At 39.0% G+C, this 15,342-nt stretch carries 13 protein-coding genes; 4 read left to right on the top strand and 9 right to left on the bottom strand.

Going from position 1 to position 15,342, the window contains the following annotated elements:
• Positions 1-48: 48 nt before the first annotated feature.
• The gene (locus MUN87_RS15780; RefSeq protein ID WP_244741567.1) at positions 49-858 is read right to left on the bottom strand and encodes an ABC transporter ATP-binding protein; all 810 of its coding nucleotides are present in this window, start codon (positions 856-858) and stop codon (positions 49-51) included.
• A gap of 307 nt (positions 859-1,165) precedes the next feature.
• Between MUN87_RS15780 and MUN87_RS15775 the strand changes: the two genes are divergently transcribed.
• Together MUN87_RS15775 and MUN87_RS15770 are read left to right on the top strand one after the other, a co-directional pair.
• Entirely contained in the window at positions 1,166-2,722 is a 1,557-nt protein-coding gene (locus MUN87_RS15775; RefSeq protein ID WP_244741565.1) for a plasmid pRiA4b ORF-3 family protein, read from the top strand.
• 273 nt (positions 2,723-2,995) lie between these two features.
• Positions 2,996-3,811 carry a ZIP family metal transporter gene (locus MUN87_RS15770; RefSeq protein WP_244741564.1) on the top strand — a complete coding sequence of 272 codons (816 nt, stop codon included), beginning with the start codon at positions 2,996-2,998 and terminating at the stop codon, positions 3,809-3,811.
• 410 nt (positions 3,812-4,221) lie between these two features.
• On the opposite strand, the gene MUN87_RS15765 is transcribed toward MUN87_RS15770, so the two are convergent.
• The 3 genes from MUN87_RS15765 to MUN87_RS15755 all read right to left on the bottom strand — a co-directional run bounded on the left by MUN87_RS15765 (position 4,222) and on the right by MUN87_RS15755 (position 5,883).
• Entirely contained in the window at positions 4,222-4,707 is a 486-nt protein-coding gene (locus MUN87_RS15765; protein WP_244741562.1) for a DUF2798 domain-containing protein, read from the bottom strand.
• A 137-nt stretch (positions 4,708-4,844) separates the two neighbouring features.
• Positions 4,845-5,081, bottom strand: a complete 237-nt coding sequence (locus MUN87_RS15760) for a ferredoxin family protein (RefSeq protein ID WP_244721029.1) — start codon at positions 5,079-5,081, stop codon at positions 4,845-4,847.
• A 184-nt stretch (positions 5,082-5,265) separates the two neighbouring features.
• Positions 5,266-5,883, bottom strand: coding sequence for a superoxide dismutase (locus MUN87_RS15755; protein WP_244741560.1), 618 nt, complete (start codon positions 5,881-5,883; stop codon positions 5,266-5,268).
• A 196-nt stretch (positions 5,884-6,079) separates the two neighbouring features.
• On the opposite strand from MUN87_RS15755, the gene MUN87_RS15750 reads away from it, so the two are divergent.
• Positions 6,080-6,727, top strand: coding sequence for a helix-turn-helix transcriptional regulator (locus MUN87_RS15750; RefSeq protein WP_244741558.1), 648 nt, complete (start codon positions 6,080-6,082; stop codon positions 6,725-6,727).
• A gap of 316 nt (positions 6,728-7,043) precedes the next feature.
• Positions 7,044-8,615 carry a Vga family ABC-F type ribosomal protection protein gene (locus tag MUN87_RS15745; RefSeq protein ID WP_244741557.1) on the top strand — a complete coding sequence of 524 codons (1,572 nt, stop codon included), beginning with the start codon at positions 7,044-7,046 and terminating at the stop codon, positions 8,613-8,615.
• 60 nt (positions 8,616-8,675) lie between these two features.
• Here the strand turns inward: MUN87_RS15745 and mmsB are convergent, their stop codons facing one another.
• The 5 genes from mmsB to MUN87_RS15720 form a co-directional block, all read right to left on the bottom strand.
• On the bottom strand, positions 8,676-9,836 hold the full coding sequence (gene mmsB / locus MUN87_RS15740) for a multiple monosaccharide ABC transporter permease (protein WP_244741555.1): 1,161 nt from the start codon (positions 9,834-9,836) through the stop codon (positions 8,676-8,678).
• Complete coding sequence (mmsA, locus tag MUN87_RS15735; protein ID WP_244741553.1) at positions 9,820-11,370, bottom strand: multiple monosaccharide ABC transporter ATP-binding protein; 1,551 nt, start codon at positions 11,368-11,370, stop codon at positions 9,820-9,822. Before mmsA ends, mmsB begins: the two co-directional genes overlap by 17 nt.
• A gap of 75 nt (positions 11,371-11,445) precedes the next feature.
• Entirely contained in the window at positions 11,446-12,549 is a 1,104-nt protein-coding gene (gene chvE / locus MUN87_RS15730; RefSeq protein WP_244741551.1) for a multiple monosaccharide ABC transporter substrate-binding protein, read from the bottom strand.
• 950 nt (positions 12,550-13,499) lie between these two features.
• Entirely contained in the window at positions 13,500-15,089 is a 1,590-nt protein-coding gene (locus MUN87_RS15725; RefSeq protein ID WP_244741549.1) for an ATP-binding protein, read from the bottom strand.
• Positions 15,090-15,164: 75 nt separating this feature from the next.
• Entirely contained in the window at positions 15,165-15,326 is a 162-nt protein-coding gene (locus MUN87_RS15720) for a Spo0E family sporulation regulatory protein-aspartic acid phosphatase (protein ID WP_244747987.1), read from the bottom strand.
• Between the last annotated feature and the right edge of the window lie 16 nt (positions 15,327-15,342).

The following is a 15,342-nucleotide window of genomic DNA, read 5'->3' as shown; positions in this document are numbered from 1 at the left end:
TATTTCCGCACAACTATCACTTAACAAAGGTAAAGCGACGGTTTTCCGCTAGTTTGCTTTCGATTCTTGCATAGCCTGCCTTAGATTATAGGTGACACACATCGGTTTATTCGTCCATGGATCTCGTGCTACACAAGCATTAATGTGGAACACTTCCTGTAACACGTCACAGCAGACAACTTCTTCTGCATCACCAGCTCGCACGACTGATCCATTCTTCATCGCAATAATGTTATCAGCAAAACGAGCAGCCTGGTTAATATCATGTAACACCATGATGATCGTTCTTCCCGACGTCTTGTTGAGATGCTCCAACAGTTCTAACACTTCTAATTGATGAGCCATATCAAGATATGTAGTCGGCTCATCTAAGAAAATGATCTCTGTCTCTTGCGCAAGTGCCATCGCTATCCATACACGCTGACGTTGACCACCGGATAACGAGTCTACCGTTTCATATTTATAAGCAATCGTATTGGTAGCTTCCAACGCCCAATTGATGACATCATGGTCTTTCTTTGAGAGTCTCCCTAACCCTGACTGGTACGGAAATCTGCCATAGGAAACTAATTCACCAACGGTTAAGCCATTGGTCAGCTCTGGTGCCTGTGGCAATATCGCCATCTTTCGCGCTAATGCTTTCGTATCTTCTTTATCTATCGATTTCCCATCAAGCATTACACTGCCTGATTGCGGATTTAAAATTCTAGTTAATGCTTTTAATAAAGTTGATTTTCCACAACCATTTGCACCGATAATGGTGGTTATTTTATGATCCGGTATTTGTATACAGGTATCTTTTACAATTAACTTTTCTCCATATCCGACATTCAACTGTTCAGCCGTTATACGTGTCAAGATAATATCCTCCCCGCTCACATCAAAACTGATAATGATTATCAATTTCGTCTCATTCGATTATAAGCGCTATCTTTTTCTTTGTCAATTGCTTGTTATGTTTCTATTCTGAACTATCTGATACTTTTTCCTTAGTCGCTCTTCTTTTTTACATAAGATTGAGATTGGCTTAACATTCTGCCGGTATACTAATAAAACTATCAACTTAAATAGACGGTATCAGCGCTTTAAATGTCTGCTGGTATCGCTTTTTTCTTCGGTATGTTAAGCTTGATCAAATGGATAAAGAGAAAGGAGTATCTTGGTATTGCTACAGTTAAAGATCTCTTTAAAAGATTACAAGCCACTTGTACAGCGCACAATTATAATTGATGATAGAAGCAGTTTCAGAGAATTGCATGATACGATCCAATTAGCTTTTCAATGGCAAGCTATGCACCTGTATGCATTCAATACAACAGGAATAAGTGACAAACCTCTCACTATTAAACCTTTTATCGAAGGGCTGGATATACCAGCTGCTGGAGATGAGCGAAATGATGAGGAAGTCATGCTTGGTGATATCTTTCATCAAACAAATGATAGCTTAACCTACCTCTATGATTTTGGTGATAATTGGGAACATGAAATCACTTTAGAAGACCAAAAAGGAAACATAAACCCTAACCTCTCACCGGTATGCATACAGGCAACCGGCATCGGTCCAGGGGAAGACAATATGGGCTTTAGTGATGAGTTTATGGAAAAAGATTGGGCAGAGGGTGAATTAGAAGAATTTGTGAACCAGGAATTAGCCATCCTGCAAACACAAGGATTCGCAGAAGAAACTCCTGTTGAATACCCTTCCCCTGAAGATTGGCAATCACTTTATGCATGGGTTGATAGATTCAAACAACTAAAGCCATGGCATTTTTTACACGATGATCAGATTATTGCGATTTGGATTCCATCTATTAAAGACTATTGTTATTGTTCGATCATGGGTGCTGGCGGACAACATTTCGGAATATCCACTTATGTTGGTGAAGAAGGACTAAAAGCACTATGCGCTACTCTAACACAGGAGATGCAGCCTGGTTATCTGACGACCATTCTTTATACCAGATCCATTGTATTAAATCTAGTAAACCGTGATGAATTGGACCCAGAAGAGTATAAGGTCATTAAGCAAGCCGATAAAAAGTATCGTGGCAAGAATCAATGGCCATCCTTTGTCAGCTATAAACCAGCCTATCATCCTTGGTATATTGACAAAGAGGAAGCTATGCTCTTGCAGGAACTTTTCCCTGCTTTGTGGAATGTATTACAAAAGGCCGCCAAAAAGAAACTAACGATTCCAGATCAAATGGATAACTGGTATGCACTAACACTTTCAAAGGACGGGCAATGGATCGACACGACTATTAATGGAATAGAAAATTACGAGCAGACAAAAGAAATACAGCCAGTTTCGCTGACTATCTCAGAGGTAGAATTAGCAAGAATGAAAAGAGAATTACCGAAAGACCAATCAGAACTGGAATATGGGGTTGTTCCGTTTCCAGAACCAGTACAAATGCAAGCTGATTCTAGACCGTATATTCCTTTCATTGTTTTATCCACTGATCCAGAAACCAAAACAGCTGTTTACTATAACATGCTTCAAATGATTAATACGGAGTTGGCCCAGGAAACATTTATTAAGTTTGTTACACAATTAGGCAGGATTCCTTCCGTTATCTACATGGATGATCTTGCTCGGGCAGTTGAAGTAGCTCCCGTTACGGAAAAACTAGGAATCGAAGTAGCCCTGGTCGAAGACACGATCGTTATCCACGAAGTAATGGGAGAAATGTTGGAAATGCTTGATCCTGGTAATTTCTAGAAGGATATTCAGCTTCTCATTAAATAATGAGAGGCTTTTTTTATTGCCTGTTCCCACAATAGATGATACGTTAAGTTAATAGATAAAGTGAGACTTCAATCAGTGGGAGGTTTTTGATCCCTACTGATTGCTAGCGAAACTTATCAGGAAGTTATCGTCCATTTATCCACCACTTAGCTTCTTTTTATCTCTCGAATCTTGAAGCGGGGGATATAGTACGGACGGTTAGCGTCGTGATAAAGAAATCGAATACTTGGAAAGAAGGTCACTTTGATGTTAGAGTTCTTTCAAGATTTTAACCCCGTGATGCAAGCTTTAATCGCTACTATATTCACATGGGGAATGACAGCTTTAGGGGCTACACTTGTTTTTGCCACCAAAACCATTAATCAAAAATTACTAGATAGCATGTTAGGATTTGCCGGTGGTGTCATGATTGCTGCCAGCTATTGGTCACTGCTTGCTCCTGCAATCGAATCGTCAAAAGATAATGCTATTGGATCTTGGTTCCCTGCCGCATTTGGTTTTATGCTAGGCGGTGTCTTTTTATGGGGAATCGATAAAATTCTTCCCCACCTTCACCCGAATGCCAAGGTGCAAACAGCGGAGGGATTTGCAGCCAAAAAACAAAAAAGAAGTACATTATTAGTTCTTGCCATTACTTTGCATAACATCCCCGAAGGTTTAGCAGTGGGGATTGCTTTTGGCGCACTTGCAAACGGGGGAACAGAGGCGGCGTTAGCTGGTGCGATTACACTAGCGATTGGTATCGGTATCCAGAACTTTCCTGAAGGAGTTGCTGTTGCCATGCCATTACGCGGAGAGGGCATGTCACGCAGAAAAAGCTTTTTTTACGGACAATTTTCCGGTATGGTGGAGCCGATGGCCGCTGTCATTGGTGCTTTTGCCGTTTCCTTTTTCGAGCCCTTATTACCATATGCCTTAAGCTTCGCAGCAGGTGCCATGATTTTTGTTGTAGCAGAAGAAGTTATCCCTAGCTCTCAGGAACAAGGCAATAAAGACCTGGCATCCATGAGCTTAATGATCGGCTTCGTCCTGATGATGATTTTGGACGTGGCATTAGGCTAAGCTAGCACACAAACGTGAAATTGAAAAATGAACAACATTTTATATCGATGCAATTACTAATACTACACAGTAGAAGCATACTGCGCAGTAATGACAATTTAGCGAGATTTCTTCATGCTAACAAGCGTTGAAGTCATTTTGAACGATTTCATGTGCTATGATATCGCTCCGGCCAACCACTCCGCGTCCTGTGGGACGCGGAGTGGTTGGACGGAGTGGCATTCTAGCAGACAAAGCATGTCAAAATGGTCTCCCAGCTGATCACGATACCTATATTTCGCGCTTCCTGTTACTTCACAGTATATTCATACAACGCAAAAGCCGAACATAGACGAGTGTTATTTACATTCGTGTTATGTTCGGCTTTTTGTAATGACCAGGATGGATTTCCCGGGCTTTTTGTTTGTCTCTTATCCGTTTACCGGAACCGGATTTTTTTGAATCCATTTAGTGAAGATAAGACGCACTAACGGTCCCATGACTACCAGCTGCAGCGGAAATGCAACGACAAAGTTCATCGCGTAGATGTGTAAATATTCACTGAGAATCGATTGATCGTGTTCAGCACCGCTGATATAAGACATAGCCAAACCAAACATGGACATAAAAAACACCATTCCGATAATCATAAATAAAGACATGAATAAGACAAAATATATTTTTTTCGATTTATCAAAGGGAATGGCTAATGTTACTTTCTTTGCTAGTGGCCCTACAATAAATAAATCTAAGAAAAGCGCAATAATAAATCCGATCATCACTTCTCCCAAAACAATCGATGCCGTTAGATCCTCAATATTGCCTGCCATCAGTAAATTATAAGTCGCCATAACAGCAACCATGCCAAAGCACATAATCGTCCCGAAAATGATACTTTCCTTTTTATTTGTTGGCATTACTTATCATCCTTTCTCTGTTTACCGGAGATCAGTATACCAAAATAAAAGAAGGCTCATAAGTGAAAATTCTGTGAACAAAAAAGAAAGCGGAGAAAACGATACCTGTCTGTCCGCTTTATCCGCTCTATAATTTCTTATTTACTGAAAAAGGCCTCTGCTTTTTCCAAATAGGGCTCTTCTTCTACCGTCATATCATATTCTTCTACAATTGCGTCTACCGGGCATACTGCCACACATGCGCCGCAATCAATACAAATGTCCGGATCAATATAAAACTGGTCTTTCCCCTCTTCGATACAGTCAACAGGACAAACTGTCGCACACTCTCCTGCTTTCTCTGTTTCACATGGCCCAGTGATTACAAATGCCATATTGTATACCCCCTTACAATAGAAAATACCACCTATCGTCAAATAATGACAAAAGGCTGCATTTTCTTTGTTCCTATTCATTTTACCACGTCTGCTTCATAATCTGAGAGACTTTTTTAGATATTCTCAGATTATGAAAAAGAGAAAAGATAGCAAAACTACCTTTTCACTTATGGCACATCTCCTATTTTACAGCCTCTTGATATTTCTCTGCAACCACACCCCAATTAATTACATGGAAGAAATTATCAATGTATTCCGGTCGGCGGTTTTGATAATGTAAATAATAGGCATGCTCCCAAACATCAATACCTAAAATAGCAGTCTTACCTTCTGAAATAGGGTTATCTTGATTTGGTGTACTCGTTACTTCAAGCTCACCATTACCATTCACTACTAACCAAGCCCAGCCAGAACCAAATCTCGTAGCTGCTGCATTAGAGAACTCCTCTTTAAATTGATCGAAACTACCAAACTTCGCATTAATCGCATCAGCAAGCGCTCCCGCTGGCGCTGTAATTGTACCAGGCGCAATTACTTCCCAGAATAAGGTGTGGTTAAAATGACCGCCACCATTATTTCTTACTGCAGTTCGAATAGAATCGGGTACACTCTCTAAATCAGCTAATAATTCGGCTAAACTTTTGTCTGCCAGCTGATCTTGCCCTTCCATTGCTGCGTTTAATTTATCCACGTACGTTTGATGGTGCTTCCCATGATGAATTTCCATTGTTGTTTGATCAATATGCGGCTCTAATGCATCTGTCGCAAATGATAAGGCTGGTAATGTAAATTTCCCCATATGTAATTCCTCCTTAATTTGTTTTTATACCATATAGTATAAAAAGTTATACTTCTAGATTATACGAGACGTTTCATTTAATCAAATAAAACGCTTTAGAAAATTCGCAATCTTTTTTCTTCTTCTATGCTTTGTAGTATAATGGATTGTATGATTACTTTTTCGGAGACTTAAACAACTGGTTAGGAGGTAGCCGATGCACGCATACAAACAAACGACAAAAGATCAGATATTAGAAATCCTTAAAAAAGAAGTAAGCTTGTCTGTCAATGAAATCATTACCCATATCAACATTACCCATATGGCGATTCGAAAACATTTAACCACTTTAGAAAAAGACGGCCTTGTTACTTATACGCATGTAAAGAAAGAAATCGGCAGACCTTTACAGAGGTATCATTTAACGGAAAAAGGCAAACGGCTCTTTCCCAGTAATTATGAAACGATCAGCATGGAATTCTTAAAAGATATCGAAGAAACGTACGGAAAGGATGCCGTAACACAATTGTTTAAAAATCGGGAAGCCAGACAGTCAAGTCAATACGGACCATTTCTTACAACTTATACACCAAAAGAAAAAATGCAGCATATGATCAACATACAGAATGAAAAAGGCTATATGGCTGAATTAAAACAGGAAGATGACCTGCACTTTGAAATGGTGGAATATAACTGTCCGATTTTTTCCGTTGCCAGAGCATATAATGTCGCTTGCCAGTGCGAAACGAATATGTTTAAACAAGTGCTCGGTACAGAGAACATTGAACGAACCCAATGCAAGACTGATGGTGATAATCACTGCAAATTCAAGGTCAAGTTTGAGGACTCCTCTTCAACCGTTTAATAATCGAGCATTGACTTCTTTCACACAATTATATAAACTAACTGTAACGAATAACGAAAGGGTGAGCCTATAACAATGAAGTTATAATCCTATTTCTCGAAGATATTTTCATAAAGAACGCTATCTGCCAAAGGGTGCAGTCTGTCTTTATGAACAATATACAGAATAGGATTGGTACTTCAACAGGTCACCATCATAATGTGTTGGTTGAATCACCAGACACGTTTATAGCGGCATCGACTTTTGTAAAGTGGCCTCCTATTCTGTATGCACAGAATATGGAGGTTTTTCTTTACCTCCTTTAAACAGGAGTGACGTGATGATACTAGAAATAAAGGATGTAACAATTTCCGTTCAGGCTAATGTTTTAGTAGAGATCGACCATCTTGAAGTTCAGGAAGGCGACCATATTGGATTAATTGGAAAAAACGGGACTGGAAAAACTACGTTATTAAAAACACTGATCGGACTGCACCCCGCCGAAAAAGGGGAAATAAAGAATTACACCAGCATGGAACTTTTGCCACAGTTAAAAGCGCAATCCGGAACAAAAAGTGGCGGCGAAACAACACAGCGATATATTCAGCAAGCCTTTGCAAATCAGGCAGAGCTGTTACTGGCAGATGAGCCAACCACCCACTTGGACACCAAGCATATTGAATGGGTAGAAAGAACTTTACGTTATTGGAAAGGTGCTTTTATCGTCGTTTCGCATGACAGAGCCTTCCTTGATCACGTTTGCAATAAGATTTGGGAAATTGATCAAGGTAAATTGCAGGAATATAAAGGGAACTATCAGCAATACAAAGAGCAAAAAGACTTAGAGTTAGAGCAACAGCAGCTTGCCTATCAAAAATACCAAGACAAGAAACAACAGTTAGAAAAAGCAATAACACTCAAATCAGAAAAAGCCAATCGAGCAACAAAAAAACCGAAAAATGTCAGTGCTTCTGAAGCGAGCATAACAGGTGCAAAACCGTACTTTGCCAAAAAACAAAAAAAGTTGCAGCAAACAGCGAAAGCTTTGGAAATGCGATTAGAAAAACTGGAAAAAGTCGAAAAGCCATTTGAAGAAAAGGCGTTAAAAATGACCTTGCCTAACCAGCACAAATTAACGAATAAAATGTTGATACAAGCAGAAAATCTCGATGGTACGATAGGTAATCGCGCGCTCTGGAATAAGGCAAATTTCCAAATAAAACATGGAGATAAAGTAGCTATCACAGGAATGAATGGGAGTGGCAAAACGACGTTATTAAATAAAATAATGACAAATAGAGAAGGCGTTCATATTTCAACAGCTTGTCAAATCGCTTATTTCAAACAGGACCTTTCTTTGTTACATCTCGACAAAAGCATTTTAGAAAATGTAAAGGAAGGGTCGCTACAAGATGAAACCTTGATCCGTACCGTTTTAGCACGTCTTCATTTCTATCGTGATGACGTACACAAAAAAGTCCACGTACTAAGTGGGGGTGAGCGGGTAAAGGTTACGTTAGCCAAAGTTTTTCTAAGTAACAGCAATACGTTAATACTGGATGAACCCACCAACTTTTTAGATATCGAAGCAATGGAATCATTGGAACAGCTGTTGATTGAATATGAAGGAACACTACTATTTGTTTCCCATGACCGTCGTTTTGCAGAAAAAATTGCAACGAGACTACTCACAATCCAGGACAAACAAGTGCACGATAGAAGAGGAAGCTATCAAGACCTTCAAAAGCAAGCAAATCTCTCAGATGAAAAAAAATATAAGCAGGATCAATTACTGGCAATCGAAACGAGAATTACCGAGGTCTTAAGCCGATTAAGTATAGAACCTTCTCAAGATTTAGAGGATGAGTTTCAACAGTTGGTAAAAACCAAAAGAAAACTGAAAGAATAACGAAGCTCACGCATTGTTAACAGAACCGCATGATTATTTTTCATGCGGTTCTTATACTACTTACCCTTTATTCTTGTTGTACACATCAAATCCAACGGCGATTAGTAAGACCATCCCTTTAATGGCCTGCTGCCAGTCAATACCGATGCCGATTAGGGACATACCATTGTTCATAACACCCATGACGAGACCACCAACAATTGCCCCTATTACGGTACCTACACCACCAGCCATCGATGCACCACCGATAAATACGGCTGCAATCGCATCAAGTTCTAACATATCGCCTGCCGCTGGTGTTGCCGAGTTAAGACGCGCAGCAAACATTAAGCCTGCTAATGCAGCCAGAACACCATTATTCACAAATACCCAGAACACCACGCGTTTGGTTTTGATACCAGATAGATCTGCCGCTTTTTTGTTACCACCAGTTGCATAAATATGTCGACCCATTACCGTGTTTTTCATGACGAAGGTATAAATGATAATAAGTACCAGTACAATAATCAGAACAGTAGGGATCCCTTTATTTAAAGCTAACTGATATGCGAACCAGTTTATAGCGAGCAATAACAAGGCAATCTTCGTAATACTCACCCAAAGTGGCACTACTTCAAAGTTGTATTGTAATTGTGTTTTTCTTTTATTAAATTCTAAATAAATGAGAACAAGCGATAAGATAACAGATAAAATCATGGTGAAGATATGAAAATCACCGCCACCAAATAAATCCGGAACAAATCCACTACTTATTTTTTGAAATGAATCTGGAAAAGGTGCCAAAGATTGACCATCAAGCAACCATAATGTCAATCCACGGAATATTAACATCCCCGCTAAGGTTACGATAAATGACGGTATACCGACATACGATATCCAAAAGCCTTGCCATACACCAATTAACGCACCCGCAGCGATCGCAATCAAAACAGCCAGCCATACCGGAACATCCATATTGATAATGAGTACACCAGCAATCGCACCAATAAAGGCTACAATCGACCCTACCGAAAGGTCAATGTTCCCAGTGATAATGACCAGCACCATACCTACTGCTAATACAAGGATAAAACCATTTTGCAGGATTAAGTTCGTCAAATTTAATGGCTTTAAGTTGATTCCTTCAGTTAAAATAAAAAAGAGCCCCGTAATTAGAACAAGTGCAATAATCATGCCGTATTCTCTAATATTATTTCGAAACAAATTAATTAACGTTTGCATCGTTTGTTCCCCCACTTCCAGTCATATAGCGCATGACGTGTTCTTGATCTGCTTCTTCTTTTTGCAGCTCAGCGGTTAACCGTCCTTCATTCATCACATAAATCCGATCTGATAACCCTAATACTTCCGGTAATTCAGAGGATATGACAAGTACTGCCAAACCTTGCTGCGCCAATTCGTTTATTTGCGTATAAATTTCAAATTTCGCCCCTACATCAATACCTCGCGTTGGTTCATCCAAAATCAATATTTCCGGCTCAGTAAAGATCCATTTACTTAAGACTACTTTTTGCTGATTTCCACCACTTAAGTTGCCAGCCAATTGCTCTAATGTCGGTGTTTTTATATTTAGTTTCTTCCGTAATGTTTGCGCCTCAATAATTTCTTTATTTTCATCAATAACCGATGATCTAGAAATGCGCTTCAGATTCGATAACGTAATATTACGTTTGATATCATCTATTAAATTCAAGCCATAGGTCTTGCGATCTTCCGAAACATAGGCAATCCCATTCTCAATTGCCTGCGAGACTGTATTGGCTTCGATTTGCTTTCCGTTTTTATATAATTCACCTGATATCCTTTTTCCGTAGGACTTCCCAAAAATGCTCATCGCTAACTCGGTTCGTCCAGCACCCATCAATCCGGCAATACCGACAATTTCGCCTTTTTTAATGTGAAAATTGACATTATCAATCATTTTACGATCATGCTGTTGAGGATGATAAACGTCCCAATTCCTTACTTCCAGCAATGTATCACCTATTTGTGGCTTACGATCCGGGAATCTGCTCGTTAATTCACGGCCAACCATTCCTTTAATAATACGTTCTTCGGATACTTTTTCTTCTTTGGCATCAAGCGTCTCAATTGTCTGGCCATCACGAAGTACCGTAATAGAATCAGAGACATAGGAAACTTCATTTAATTTATGAGAAATTAAGATCGAAGCAATGCCTTGTTGTTTCAGTTCCAGCAATAAATTTAACAAGTTCTCACTATCGGTCTCATTTAATGCGGCTGTCGGCTCATCGAGTATCAACAGCTTTACATTTTTAGATAACGCCTTAGCAATCTCCACTAACTGTTGCTTCCCTACCCCGATATCCATCACCGAAGTTTCGGGAGAATCCTTGAGGCCCACTCTATCTAATAGTTTTTTAGATTCTGCAAAGGTGTCCTGCCATTTAATAATTTTATTCGATTGCCGTTCATTTCCAAGAAAGATATTCTCTGCTATGGACAGGTAAGGACTCAATGCCAGCTCCTGATGAATAATAACGATCCCTAAATTCTCACTTTGTTTGATATTTTTAAAATGGCATTCTGAGCCTTCGAACAAGATCGATCCTTCATAACTGCCGGTTGGATAGACACCACTTAACACCTTCATTAAGGTTGATTTTCCCGCACCATTTTCACCTACAAGTGCATGAATTTCGCCCTGTTGCACCTGTAAATTCACATTATCTAAAGCCTTCACACCTGGGAAGGTTTTCGTAATATTTTTCATTTCTAAAATATAGTCAGACATACTTTCACCACCTTGATGGAATGAATTTAGTGGTGACCAGTGACCACCACTAAATTCTGCTTAGAAAACTTTTGCTTATTCTAATTCGTCTTCTGAATAATAGCCACTGTCCATAACCACTTCTTGATAGTTATTTATATCGACCGATACAGGCTCTACCAGATAAGTCGGTACTACTTTCACTCCATTGTCATACGTTTCCGTATCATTTACTTCTGCTTCTTCATCATTTAAAACAGATTCTGTCATATCCACCGCCACGGCCGCTAAATCACGTGTATCTTTAAATACCGTTTGTGTTTGTTCACCAGCGATAATCGATTTAATCGAAGCTAACTCCGCATCCTGACCAGAGATTACTGGTAATGATAAATCTCCTGAACCGTAACCTACACCTTTAAGCGCCTGAATTACTCCACGGCTGATACCATCATACGGAGAAAGTACAGCATCTACTGTTTCACCACCAGAATAAGCACTGCTTAAAATATTCTCCATACGGGATTTAGCTGTGTTGCCATCCCATCGCATCGTTGCTGCCTGTTCAAAATCGGTTTGACCACTTTGTACGACTAATTTACCCTCGTCAATATACGGCTGAAGAATACTCATTGCACCATCCCAGAAGAAGTACGCATTGTTATCATCCGGAGATCCGCCAAATAGTTCAATGTTAAAAGGGCCTTCCGCATTTGCCAGATCAAGTGTTTCTTCAATATAGGAAGCCTGTAATACACCAACTTGGAAATTATCAAACGTTGCATAATAAGTTACATGTTCACTTTCCATAATTAAACGATCATACGCAATTACTGGAATATCCTGCTCATTGGCTTTTTCCAATACATTCGTAAGAGCTGTGCCATCAATTGATGCAACAACTAACGCATCTGCTCCTTTTACAATCATGTTCTCGATTTGTTCGATTTGTTTATCGACATCATCTTCTGCATACTGTAAATCTGTTTCATAACCTAATTCCTCTAATTGTTCTACCATGTTATTACCATCATCAACCCAGCGCTGAGATGATTTGGTCGGCATTGCAACCCCGATCAGTTGATCTTTGGAAGCAGATTCGCCACCATCATCTGACCCACTGGAGGTATCGTCGCCACCACATGCAGCTAAAAATAAAATAAGACCAAAAAGTACTGCGAGTAAACTAAACTTTTTCATTTTGGAACCCCTTTCAATTTGTGTTTTTCTTTATCTTGCCTGCTTTATAATTTATCACAAACACACTTGTAAGCCTTTACATTTATTTAAACAGTTTTTATAAATTTTTAATCTAATTGTAATAAACGTTGCAGGGGGAATATTCCAATGAAGCTGAAAAGAGGGAACAAGTAGAAAAACCGTGAAAGTTCACACGCCCTAACTTAATATACAACTACCTGTAATATGGATTATGATAGGTGGCACATAGCCGTCATTTTGTAATGATTATGTGCCGGGAAACACCCCCATCCTTTGTCTTCTTTCTTTTTAAACACTACAAATCTGGTTGTTCCGCTTCCTACTTTTGGTTCCTTTTTCGATAAACGATACAAATCTCGGGGGACTGCTTCCCACTTTTGGTTCCTTTCTCGTTAAACGATACAAATCTCGGGGGACTGCTTCCCACTTTTGGTTCCTTTCTCGTTAAACGATACAAATCTCGGGGGACTGCTTCCCACTTTTGGTTCCTTTCTCATTAAACGATACAAATCTCGGGTGACTGCTTCCCACTTTTGGTTCCTTTTTCGTTAAACGATACAAATCTCACAATAGTACTTTCTACTTTTGTCTCCTTTTCTTATCTCGCTAATGAGAGTGATTATATACTTTTTATTCTTAACATAAAAAAACCGGGCATAACCCGCCCGGTTCTATTTGTTTTAAATTTTATATAACTACCAATAATATGGATTATGTAAAATAGAACAGTCTGGCATTGTGGTAATTTTGATATATTTTATCTGCTTGGCTAGCGCTAGCATAATCCATATTATAAGAACCCACCTCCATGTTCAGCATGATTACTTCTTTGCTTTCTTTGCTTATTTATTCTGCCGAATCACGACGCTTAACCAGCTAAGTGACAGGTACTCAGCTGGTCATTCGCAAGTATATTAGAAATTCCTTTTTCATTGGTCAAGAGGAAGTACAAGGTAGATATTCGTTCCCTTGCCTTTCTCTGAATCTATGTGAACGCGGCCCTCGTGTGAATGAATAATATCATAGCAGATAGGTAAGCCCATCCCTAAGCCACTTTCCTTTGTCGTAAAGAAAGGTGTTCCTAAACTATCTACCTGTTCCTCCGTCATGCCTTCTCCGTTATCCATGATCTTAATATGAACTTCTTTGCTTTTCATGTCAGAATTTAAATGAATATGAATAGTTCCGCCGCTTGAAATTGCTTCAAAAGCATTTTTAATAAAATTAATAAGTACTTGTTTGATTTTAGCTTTGTCAATGTAAGCATAAGTATCGTTCTTGGTTAATTCTACGTCAATATCTACATTATGAAGGCGTGCGTTACTATTCATTAATTCTACTGTATCCGTAATTAATTCGTTCAAATTAGAATGTTCCCTTACTAAAACGGTTGGTTTACCCAAGGACACAAACTGATTAACTAAGTTTTTCATTCTTTCTAACTCAGCTGTAATAATTTCGAGGTATTTATTCTGATGGTTGTTCTCCTTCAACAACTGCGTCAAACCGATGATCGAAGTTAAAGGATTTCTTATTTCATGTGCTAATCCCGCACCTAGCTTACCAATTGCTGATAATTTCTCAGATTCTATAAGTTTCTGCTGCAATTCATGGTATTGCGTCATGTCTCTAAATTGCGCAAAGGTTCCAATCATTTGCTGCTCATCAAATAACGGTAACACATCAAGCAGAAGGTGCTTTGAGTCCTCGCTTTCTGCTAGAGGGAATGAAAATTCAGCGTTTTCCACTTTTTGCCCTGTTTCCATTACATGATAAATGTACGATGCGATTTTACTAATGACGTCGATCCCGTTAGCTAATACCGATTCTTTGGAAATACCAGTTATATCTTCGGCACTTTCATTAAATTCCAGCAGTTCACCCTCATTATCTGTCATAAGGATTCCCAGAGGAGTTGCATCTACCAGCACTTGATTTAATAAGTGCAGACTGTGATTTTTTTCTTGTAGCTGTATTTCTCTTTCAATAGTATCAACGGCAGATGATAATAAACCAAGATGAAAATTACTAGCATAATTAATCATTGTCATCATGGATACCGTTCCGACTAAGTTACCATTGGTAAAAGGAGCAGAATAGCAAGCTACTTCAGATAAGCAGTAATGAAAGTGATCATTACCGATCAGTGCAATCGGCTCTTGATGTCTCAAAGCTAGCGATACCGAATTAGTACCAACATCTTTCTCTTCAAACTGGGCACCTAAAGATATACCAAGTGAATCTACCATTTGTTTGATGCTTTCATCACCGTAAATCTCTAATACATGTCCTTCATTATCTGTTGTAATGATTAGGGTTGGAATGCCTTCCATATAGTGAATTAATTTCTTCATAAAGTGTCGAACCACACTTAACATCTTTTGGTACAATTGCTTTTTGTATGCTATTTGTTGCTCATTAAGATCTACTTTCAACACAGGAAAGTCATTAGGATCCATCTGATAGATTCGTTCACAATTCTGTTTTGAATCTCGTATGTAGGTATCTAAGGCTCTCATGCACTTCCTCCTCATTGCTGCTGTTAATGAAAGTATAACGGAATTCAGACGACTATGACAGGGTTTGACAAAAATCTATTCTTTTTTACTTAGTTGCATTTTTTGGTGCAGGATGATTTTTTCATCTAATCGCTTACTGAGTTTCAGGATTTCCCCGCTCGAATACTGATTTGTCTCTCTACCCAATGCATATAATTGTCTTTGCAATGAACGAATTTCGGATTCCAGCTTTTTCATTTCCAAGCACAACATC

The organism is Gracilibacillus salinarum (assembly GCF_022919575.1).
Lineage (GTDB): Bacteria > Bacillota > Bacilli > Bacillales > Amphibacillaceae > Gracilibacillus > Gracilibacillus salinarum.
This window is presented reverse-complemented; position numbering and strand designations above follow the sequence as displayed.